Annotated in this window: 10 protein-coding genes; 6 read left to right on the top strand and 4 right to left on the bottom strand. The window is 57.2% G+C overall.

All coding sequences use genetic code 11. From position 1 onward, the window contains the following. The first annotated feature begins 215 nt into the window (after positions 1–215). Positions 216–905: a response regulator transcription factor gene (locus NW840_RS12730; RefSeq protein WP_011432676.1), complete on the top strand. Its 690-nt coding sequence runs from the start codon at positions 216–218 to the stop codon at positions 903–905. Here NW840_RS12730 and NW840_RS12725 read toward each other — a convergent pair. Beyond that, the gene (locus NW840_RS12725) at positions 891–1,154 is read right to left on the bottom strand and encodes a sulfiredoxin (RefSeq protein ID WP_011432677.1); all 264 of its coding nucleotides are present in this window, start codon (positions 1,152–1,154) and stop codon (positions 891–893) included. The genes NW840_RS12730 and NW840_RS12725 overlap by 15 nt on opposite strands. Before the next feature lie 385 nt (positions 1,155–1,539). Between NW840_RS12725 and NW840_RS12720 the strand changes: the two genes are divergently transcribed. From NW840_RS12720 to NW840_RS12710, 3 genes are all read left to right on the top strand, one after another. Continuing rightward, entirely contained in the window at positions 1,540–1,749 is a 210-nt protein-coding gene (locus tag NW840_RS12720) for a hypothetical protein (protein WP_414344664.1), read from the top strand. 137 nt (positions 1,750–1,886) lie between these two features. Then, the gene (locus tag NW840_RS12715) at positions 1,887–2,369 is read left to right on the top strand and encodes an ABA4-like family protein (protein WP_414344662.1); all 483 of its coding nucleotides are present in this window, start codon (positions 1,887–1,889) and stop codon (positions 2,367–2,369) included. A 464-nt stretch (positions 2,370–2,833) separates the two neighbouring features. After that, positions 2,834–3,454: a biotin transporter BioY gene (locus NW840_RS12710; RefSeq protein ID WP_414344661.1), complete on the top strand. Its 621-nt coding sequence runs from the start codon at positions 2,834–2,836 to the stop codon at positions 3,452–3,454. 398 nt (positions 3,455–3,852) lie between these two features. Here the strand turns inward: NW840_RS12710 and gshB are convergent, their stop codons facing one another. Beyond that, positions 3,853–4,800, bottom strand: coding sequence for a glutathione synthase (gene gshB, locus NW840_RS12705; protein WP_414328956.1), 948 nt, complete (start codon positions 4,798–4,800; stop codon positions 3,853–3,855). A 252-nt stretch (positions 4,801–5,052) separates the two neighbouring features. On the opposite strand from gshB, the gene NW840_RS12700 reads away from it, so the two are divergent. Next, the gene (locus tag NW840_RS12700) at positions 5,053–5,781 is read left to right on the top strand and encodes a pentapeptide repeat-containing protein (RefSeq protein ID WP_414328957.1); all 729 of its coding nucleotides are present in this window, start codon (positions 5,053–5,055) and stop codon (positions 5,779–5,781) included. A 39-nt stretch (positions 5,782–5,820) separates the two neighbouring features. Here the strand turns inward: NW840_RS12700 and rpmB are convergent, their stop codons facing one another. Together rpmB and NW840_RS12690 are read right to left on the bottom strand one after the other, a co-directional pair. Then, the gene (gene rpmB, locus NW840_RS12695) at positions 5,821–6,057 is read right to left on the bottom strand and encodes a 50S ribosomal protein L28 (protein WP_011431026.1); all 237 of its coding nucleotides are present in this window, start codon (positions 6,055–6,057) and stop codon (positions 5,821–5,823) included. Between the two features lie 24 nt (positions 6,058–6,081). Continuing rightward, a complete protein-coding gene (locus NW840_RS12690; RefSeq protein WP_414344659.1) occupies positions 6,082–6,444 on the bottom strand; it encodes a hypothetical protein in 363 nt (120 codons plus the stop codon). Positions 6,445–6,609: 165 nt separating this feature from the next. Between NW840_RS12690 and NW840_RS12685 the strand changes: the two genes are divergently transcribed. Then, positions 6,610–7,722, top strand: coding sequence for a dockerin type I domain-containing protein (locus NW840_RS12685; protein WP_414344657.1), 1,113 nt, complete (start codon positions 6,610–6,612; stop codon positions 7,720–7,722). Positions 7,723–7,786: the final 64 nt, after the last annotated feature.

The following is a 7,786-nucleotide window of genomic DNA, read 5'->3' as shown; positions in this document are numbered from 1 at the left end:
GAGCAGAACAGGCTCAGGGCTACTGAAAGCCCGCTCCGTACCGCTTAGCGGTCGGAGCCGGGTAGTTTACCTTTCAACCAGGCCACCCTTGAAACCACTATTATGGGTCAAGGCACCCCAGCCAAATGACGAATCCTGTCCGTCTCCCTAAAATAGCGACAGATAACAGGTGAATAGCGCTTTACCCTTTTCCCTAACAGCCTCCTCGAGTCCTCATGAAGCGTGTACTGGTCGTAGATGACGATCCCCTCTCCCTGAAGGTGCTGAGCCGCCACCTGACTCAGCATGGCTATCGGGTTTGTACAGGCGCTTCGGGTGTAGAAGGGTTGCGTCTGTTTGCCCAAGAGCAGCCGGATGTGGTGGTTTCAGATGTGGTGATGCCGGAAATGGACGGCTTCGAGTTTTGCCGACAGCTGCGCCAACAGCGCGGCGGCGAGCTCGTCCCCTTCATTTTTCTCTCTTCGCGGGGAGAGATCGATGACCGAGTTCAGGGCTACGAGCGGGGGGCGGATGACTACATCATCAAGCCCTTTGAACCCCTGGAACTGGTGGCCAAAATCGAGGCCCAGATTGAACGCTCCCGCCGCACCCAATCGGAAATTTTGCGGCTAATCCAACAGCAGTCCCAGCCAAAACCCGAAGCGGACCCCCGCCCCACCCCACCCGAATTGCCTCTGACCCCTGCTGAGGAGCGGGTCTTTCGGGAAGTCATTCGCGGCTTCACCAACAAGCAAATCGGCGAGAAGCTGTTCATCAGCCCGCGCACTGTGCAAACTCACCTGACCAACATCCTCAGCAAGCTTTCTTTGGAAAATCGCTCGCAACTGGTGCGTTTTGCCTACGAACGGGGCTACACCGCCGAAGAGGAGCCGGGCCAGAAGGGATCTCTTTCAGGCCAGGTGTAGCCTCAAAACAGCACGTGGCGCTTTTCGCACCCGGCAGGGGATCCGCTCCTTGCCCAAGCGGACAAATGCCTCGTAGCGATGGCAGCCGGAGAACCCGTAGTACTCCCCTTCCACTTCCAAAACCTCAATGGGCTCCTGTAGGCCGACTGCTTCAATGGAAGCCATCAGCGCCTGCACCTTATCCGGATCCGTTTGCCGCGGCAAAGGGCGGCGAATTTGGGCAAGGGGAATCTCGCGAATCTGCGCCATGTTGAACTTTCTCCCTAAGCAGGCTCCTTAATCATACTCGTTATGACTTTGCTCTATCAAGACTGGCAGAGGGGATGGATTCTCAGGCCAGAGCATGGCAGGATAACACCATTCCTCACTGCTCTATCGCTCAGAAGTTAACCCAGCCATGTGGCAACTCCTCAAAGCCTTATGGGGAAAGATCGCCGGCCAAGCCCCCCCTGCACCCCCCGCTGCCGCGCCACGCAAGGCCCCACGACCGCCCCTTGGCAAGAGGCCGGTTCAGCAGCCCTCTCCCCGGAATGTCCCTGCTGCAGAGGCCGCCCGCAAAGAAGAAGCCCCTGAGCCCACACCAGAACATCCCGCCCCAAAAGTTGCAGTAGCTCAACGGGGTGAGGAACCTGTGGTGTTGCTCCCTTCTCAGGAGAAATCCCCAGACTCCCAGGCAGTAGAATCCCCCATCGGCCCAGCTCAACCCACCTCTACGGCCAAAAGCATCAGCAGCTTCTGGGCCATGACCGACACCGGATCCCGCATTTCCCGCATTGCCGCCACCACCGACAGTGGCCGTGCGGTCAGCTCCATTGCAACTGCCAGGCTCCGCCAACCGGAATAGCGACCGGGATCCCTTTAGCTTCAGAAAAAACTTCAGGGCAAGTCAGGAATAACTCCCATCCATTTCCACCCGCTACTGCAGGGATCCCCAGGGGGCATTAGGCCGATAATGGACAGGTAGCGTTGGGGGTTCCAAGCATGCTGGAGATGATCTTTAACGGGGCCAACTGGTTTGCTTTGCCCTTTTGGGCAATGATGATTCTGCTGCCGGGTTGGAAGGTAACCCGCAAAGTGATGGAATCGTTTTTGCCCATCGCTCTTCTGGCGGCGGTTTATTTGTATCTTTTGGTCACCGGGTTCAACGCGGATGTTCTCAAGGAATTTTCCAACCCTCAACTGTCTCTGACCAGCCTAACTGGCCTATTCAGTCAACCCTCTGTTATGGCGACGGGATGGGTCCACTACATCGTCATGGATTTGTTTGTGGGCCGCTGGATCTTTTTGGAAGGGTGGGATAAGCGAGTATGGACAACCCATTCTCTGATTTTGTGCTTGTTTGCCGGGCCTGTGGGTCTGCTCTCCCATTTGCTTACGGTGGCGATTGTACAAGCAACTCGCCAGAACCGGCCCAGTGCTCCTCAACCTGACAAAGGCTCAGAAGTGCCGCAAGAATCCATCTAGCCCCTGCTTGGCTTTATGGCTCTTTCCGATGCACAGGGTGCAAAATGAGCAGCGTGGGATCATCCTCGACCTCAACGTTGCTGCCACGCAGCTCCCCAGCGCTACGTACTCGCCAGCACACAGGGTGGTTCCCGAGTGCCTTTAGGTGCCGTTGTAAACAACAACCACAAAACCCACTGAGGTCGGATCCAACCGTCAGGCTGTCGGGTTTAGGGCCTACAGCCCGTTTACGCGAACAATGCGCCCTGTGCTGCTGTGGGCGAGAGCGGCTGACTACCCTGGCACTGCAGGCAGCGTAGCACAAAGCCGCTTTAAAGGGCGGGGCTTCAAACCCAGTTTTTCGGTAACCGAATTCTTGTATTCTGAAACCCTGACATACTCCCCGCCCTACTGGCTTGCTTCCGCGCAGCGATGGGACGGGGCCTTAAGCTCAGTCTTCGGGTAAACAGGAGTGCAAACCTCTCATGACTGCTACCTTTGTTCACACACCCTTGGCGCAAACTGTTCTGCCTCGCCCTTCCCGAACTCGGGATCTCCTGCTGGTTCTGGGGGGAAGTTTGTTCGTAGCTGCCTTGGCTCAGGTGCGGATCCCTCTGCCCTTCACGCCGGTACCGATTACCGGGCAAACCTTTGGGGTGATGCTGGTGGGGGCAGGCTTTGGGGCACGGCTGGGCTTTCTCACGTTGCTGGTGTACCTGCTGGAAGGGATCCTGGGATTGCCCTTCTTCAGCGGTGGCGGATCCGGGCTTAGCCACTTGGCGGGGGCGACGGGGGGCTACCTATTGGCTTTTCCCCTAGCTGCGGGGCTGATGGGCTGGTTGGTGGAGCGCTGGGGCGTGGATCGCAACCCCTGGAAGATGGCGCTGGCGATGTTATCCTGCTCAGCTCTGATTTTTTTGCTGGGAGCCACTTGGCTGGGGGTGTGGCTGAACCAGAATGTTGAGCCCACCTCGATCTTGGCCGTCCTCAACAAAGGGGTCTTCCCTTTTATCCCAGGAGACTTGGTGAAGTGCGGACTGGCGGCAGTGCTGCTGCCCACCATCTGGCGCTGGGTGGGTCGGGAAAGGCCACTGGCAGACTCCTAGCCCACTGGGCAAGAGCAGCAACTCTAAAGACCGCTCCGGCAAAGCAGAAGGGGCCTGGGATTAGCCTCGGGTCGGAAAATCTAAAAAAAAGATAACAGCTCCGAGGATTTGGCCTTTTTTCTGAGATTCTAAAAACTGTGCTCAATGCGATGTTCAATACGGCCTATTCATGGAGCTTTTCTTTATATTGCTCTAGAGTTTTATAAGTCGCTGACTGGTCGCGGCAGAGCCCCCTTGTGGGGCTTTTTATTTTCTATCTGCCGACCGGAAAAAGTTGAACTCAACCTACTATGGTCATTCCAAGCTATAATTTGATCTCTATAGACTCCCTAAATAGACGGGAACCCCGTCAGGCAACAGACGCGCCGGATCCCAGAAACATCCTGGTGGGTAGTCATTCAGCCCTTGACGGGCACCTTCTTTTCCAGCCACTGAGCCACTTGATCTGCCAGGTCAACTCCTTCCAACTGACAGAGTTCTCGCAGCATTGTTGGGCTGGTCACGTTCACTTCGGTTAGTCGTTCCCCGATAACATCAATCCCGACAAAATACAGCTTCTCCTGCCTGAGCACCGGCGCCAAAGCCCCGCAGAGAGCCCGTTCTTTTTCGGTAATCTTGGTTTTTTCCACTCGACCGCCGGCAGCAACATTGCCCCGAAAATCTCCCTCTCCAGGGATCCGATTGACGGCGCCCAAAGGTTCTCCTTCCAGCAACAAAATGCGTTTATCTCCTGCCGCCGCCTGTGGCAAATACTCTTGCACCATCACGGGCAGCCGACCAAATTGGGTGCTCATTTCAATCAACGAGTTGAGGTTTGGATCCCCGGCATTGACCCTCAGGATCCCTTCCCCACCTTTGCCACCCAAAGGCTTGAGCACCGCCTGTCCTTCCTGTTCGACGAACTGACGCAGCAGGCGTTTGTTGCTGCTGACGCGGGTACGCGGGATCCACTCTTGGAATTGCAGGGCATAGAGCTTTTCGTTGGCCGAGCGGATCCCGGCAGGATGATTGAGCACCAGCGTGCGGCTGGGGGAGAGACGATCCAAAAGGTAAGTGGCATAGAGATAGGCCGTATCCACCGGTGGATCCTTGCGCATCCACACCGCCTGCATTTGGCTCAGGGGCAGCAGTTGCCGGTCTTTGACCTCATACCAGGGATCCGCTTGCAGATCCAACCGGATTTCCTCAAGGGATCCCCACGTTTCCCCTTGATCCCAGTAGAGATCCGCCAGGCCCAGGCAGAAAATGCGGTGTCCCCGTTTCTGCAGAGCTTCCATCAGGGCAATGCTGGTGTCATGGCCCACCTGCAACTGAGGCAATGGATCGACAATAAAAGCTACCTGCATGGGAGGTGTGGTTCACTGACGAAAGGCTGCCCCGAGTATGCAACAAATCGGAGCCGATGGCTCTCCCCCGGTAGGCTGTTTCCACAAGAGAAGGCCCCCTCTGGAAAGCTCGATGCAGGGTTGTCTTTTTAACATCCTCTTAACCTCGGCAGGCGGCGCAAACGTTAGCTTGATAGGTGGGATCCCTGTTGGCCCCCAGTTTACGGCTGGGTTGGCCGGGTTTCTGGCCTAACTGTGAGGAATGCTCCATCTGTGAGTGCTCCCCCTTCTCAACCCTCAGAGCCGGTTCGCATTGAAACCACGCGGGACTTGCTGGAAGCCTTGCGTGAGGGGCGCTCCCTGGTGGGTGCCAACCTGGAGAATGCCTACCTCTCGCGGGGCCTGTTCGACCGCATTCAGATGCCCAAATCCAATTTGACGCGGGCTAACCTGCGCTCGATCAGCCTGCAGCAAGCCGACCTACGTCTGTGCAACTTTCGCCGCGCTGAGCTAGAGCGGGCCAATTTTACCGCCTCAGATCTACGGGGATCCAGCTTTAGCCAGGCTCTGGGGGACTACAGCAACTTTACCGCCGCCAAACTGGACAAAAGCAGCTTTCAGGGGGGCCGTTTCAGCCATTCCATCTTTCGCGAAGCCAGCTTGGTGGCTGCTAATCTGGCGGAGGGGAACTTTTTTGCCGCCGACTTCCGCCAGGCCAACCTATCTCGCTGCAACCTCTCCCAGGCTGCCTTGGTGAGTTGCCAGCTTCAGTTTGCCAACCTAGAACAAGCCATTTTGGTGGGGGCCAACCTACGGGACGCTCAGATTGAAAACACGCTCTTCAGTGGAGCCGATTTTACCGATGCCAAGCTCTCCGATGAGACGCGCAAGCTCTTAATCGAGCGGGCCAGCGGCACCAACGAGCTTACCCAACGGGATACCCTCAACACCTTGCTGGCGGGATTGCAGCCCAAGTCGCGTAAGCTTTTTGGCTTGCTGTGAGGTTGGAGCTGTCAGACACAACTGGGCTGAGGAGAAAGCTCAAAACTGGTTGAGGTCGATCCCGGCTTCCCGGGCCATGGCTCCTATACCCTTGGCCTTGAGAGTCTTCAAGGCTTTGGTGGAAAGGCGCAGACGAACAAACCGCTTACCCTCTTCCCACCAGATGCGCTTCCACTGCAAATTGACTTCCTGCAGACGCTTGGTGCGCCGGTGGGAGTGGGAGATGGCAAAAGCGTTGTTGCGTTTCTTGTTGGTTAGTTGGCAGCGACGCGCCATGGGATCAAAGCAAACTCAGCCTAGCTATCGTAAGGCATCTTTTTGTTGGGCAGCAAGCTGAAGTTGACTTTGCAACTGGGCTAGCTCTGCCTTCAGTCGGTCAAAGGTTTGTTGGCAGTGGTTAACGCTTTTTAGGGGCAGCTCTTCATTTTTGGCAATGCAGGTCACCTGTACAGAGCCGTCGGCAGCCTGACGGGTGCGATCCACAAACACTTCCACCGTCACCAGTTTGGTGTGGGGATTTTTTCCGGGAGGCTCGCCGGCCACCCAATAATCAAGGCTGTTGTGGAGGATATTGAGTTGGCAGCGCTCCAAAACAGCGCGGATCGACTCGCTGAGCTGCTCGGCTGAGCCCACAAGCTGGGTAACGCAAGAGTATCGAGCCATAGAACAGGCAAGCCACCACGGTTATCCTACCATTAAGTTTTCGGCTCCTGCAGCCAAAGGCGAACCGGCAAAATTGCGCTCAAGAGTACTCTACACCGGCTCGGTCAACCCTGCTGCGAGGAGGTGAATTACGTTAGAACATGAACAACTCCCAGGAGAGTTGCCATGTTTAGGGTCTCCTGTTTGGCTCATTCTCTTTTGCTACTGGGATCCCTGGGCCTGGGTTGGATAGGCGTGTCTTTTGCCCACGCGCAGCCCTTTCAGGCGGGCGACCTGGATGGGGATGGCCGTTTGACGGTGCAGGATCTCAACCTGTTGGGGGCCTACTTGCGGGGAGAACGGGGATTGACCGACGACCAGATCCGAGCTGCCGATGTCGACCAGGATGGACGGATCACAGAAGCCGACTGGCAAGTGTTGCAGCAGCGCATTCAGGCAGCAACGGATGTGCCCACAGGACAGGTGCAGTTGGATTCCGCCTATTCGGGACAGGTGGTGGATCGGCTGACAGGGCAGCCCTTGGCCGGGGCGGAGGTGGCCATTCCGGGGGCGGGTATTTCGGTGCGCACCGATGCCCAGGGTCGGTTTCGCCTGCCAGGGCCGCTGCCGGCAGAAGAAATTTTGGTGGCGCGGCTGGAAAATTACTTGCCCTATTCCCAAAGTACAGGCAACGGTCAAGCCAGCGGGGATCGGCCTTGGCAACTGCAGTTGGAGCGCTGGGATCCTAATACGACTTTGGTGCTGGAGGCGAATGTCATCCGCCTGGGGGATAACCAGTACTCACCGGAATCGGCTGCCGCCGGGCAATTTTTGGGCCCTGCCCAAGGGGTGGAGATGACCCGCTCTTTCACTTTGCAACGCCTGCCTTCGCGCCCACCGGTTTTGCGGATTGGATCCCTGATTGGGTTGGATACTGCCGCCGCCTATCGGGCCGGCCAATCCCGGATCCCCAGCGCCAACATGTCTCCCATGCAGGTCATTCTGAACGGGGTGGAAATCGAGCAGATTCACCTGGGGGGAGATAACCTACAGATTCCCCTGCCGCTGCAACCTCTGCGCCTGGGCCTGAACACTGTTACCCTGCGCACCGGCAAAACCCTGATTCAGCCCCCCATGGTCACCCGTGGTCCCCAAGTGCCGATCAGCATTCCCCTTTTCGGGGGATCCCTGCACATCTCGGTGCCGGTGGGAGGTGATACGGTCGTCCGGCACGGCGGAGCCTGGGTGGATCATGACGATGTGCAGTTGGCTAACGTAACCATCGAGATCCCCAAGTAAACTACCCGGCCCTGACTGCTTCGCAGTACGGGGCGGGCTTTCGGTAGCCCTGCAGTTGGCAAGC

The sequence above is a fragment of the Synechococcus sp. R5-13 genome (genome assembly GCF_047462015.1).
Taxonomy (GTDB): domain Bacteria; phylum Cyanobacteriota; class Cyanobacteriia; order Thermostichales; family Thermostichaceae; genus Thermostichus.
Note: the sequence above shows the minus strand (reverse complement) of the source record. Positions and strands in the feature narration are given on the sequence as shown.

What these genes read in the sequence shown, in the direction of transcription:
- NW840_RS12730 (WP_011432676.1), top strand. Translation starts at nt 216, where the DNA reads ATGAAGCGTGTACTGGTCGTAGATGACGATCCCCTCTCCCTGAAGGTG.
- gshB (WP_414328956.1), bottom strand. Translation starts at nt 4,800, where the DNA reads ATGCAGGTAGCTTTTATTGTCGATCCATTGCCTCAGTTGCAGGTGGGC.
- NW840_RS12710 (WP_414344661.1), top strand. Translation starts at nt 2,834, where the DNA reads ATGACTGCTACCTTTGTTCACACACCCTTGGCGCAAACTGTTCTGCCT.
- rpmB (WP_011431026.1), bottom strand. Translation starts at nt 6,057, where the DNA reads ATGGCGCGTCGCTGCCAACTAACCAACAAGAAACGCAACAACGCTTTT.
- NW840_RS12725 (WP_011432677.1), bottom strand. Translation starts at nt 1,154, where the DNA reads ATGGCGCAGATTCGCGAGATTCCCCTTGCCCAAATTCGCCGCCCTTTG.
- NW840_RS12715 (WP_414344662.1), top strand. Translation starts at nt 1,887, where the DNA reads ATGCTGGAGATGATCTTTAACGGGGCCAACTGGTTTGCTTTGCCCTTT.
- NW840_RS12685 (WP_414344657.1), top strand. Translation starts at nt 6,610, where the DNA reads ATGTTTAGGGTCTCCTGTTTGGCTCATTCTCTTTTGCTACTGGGATCC.
- NW840_RS12690 (WP_414344659.1), bottom strand. Translation starts at nt 6,444, where the DNA reads ATGGCTCGATACTCTTGCGTTACCCAGCTTGTGGGCTCAGCCGAGCAG.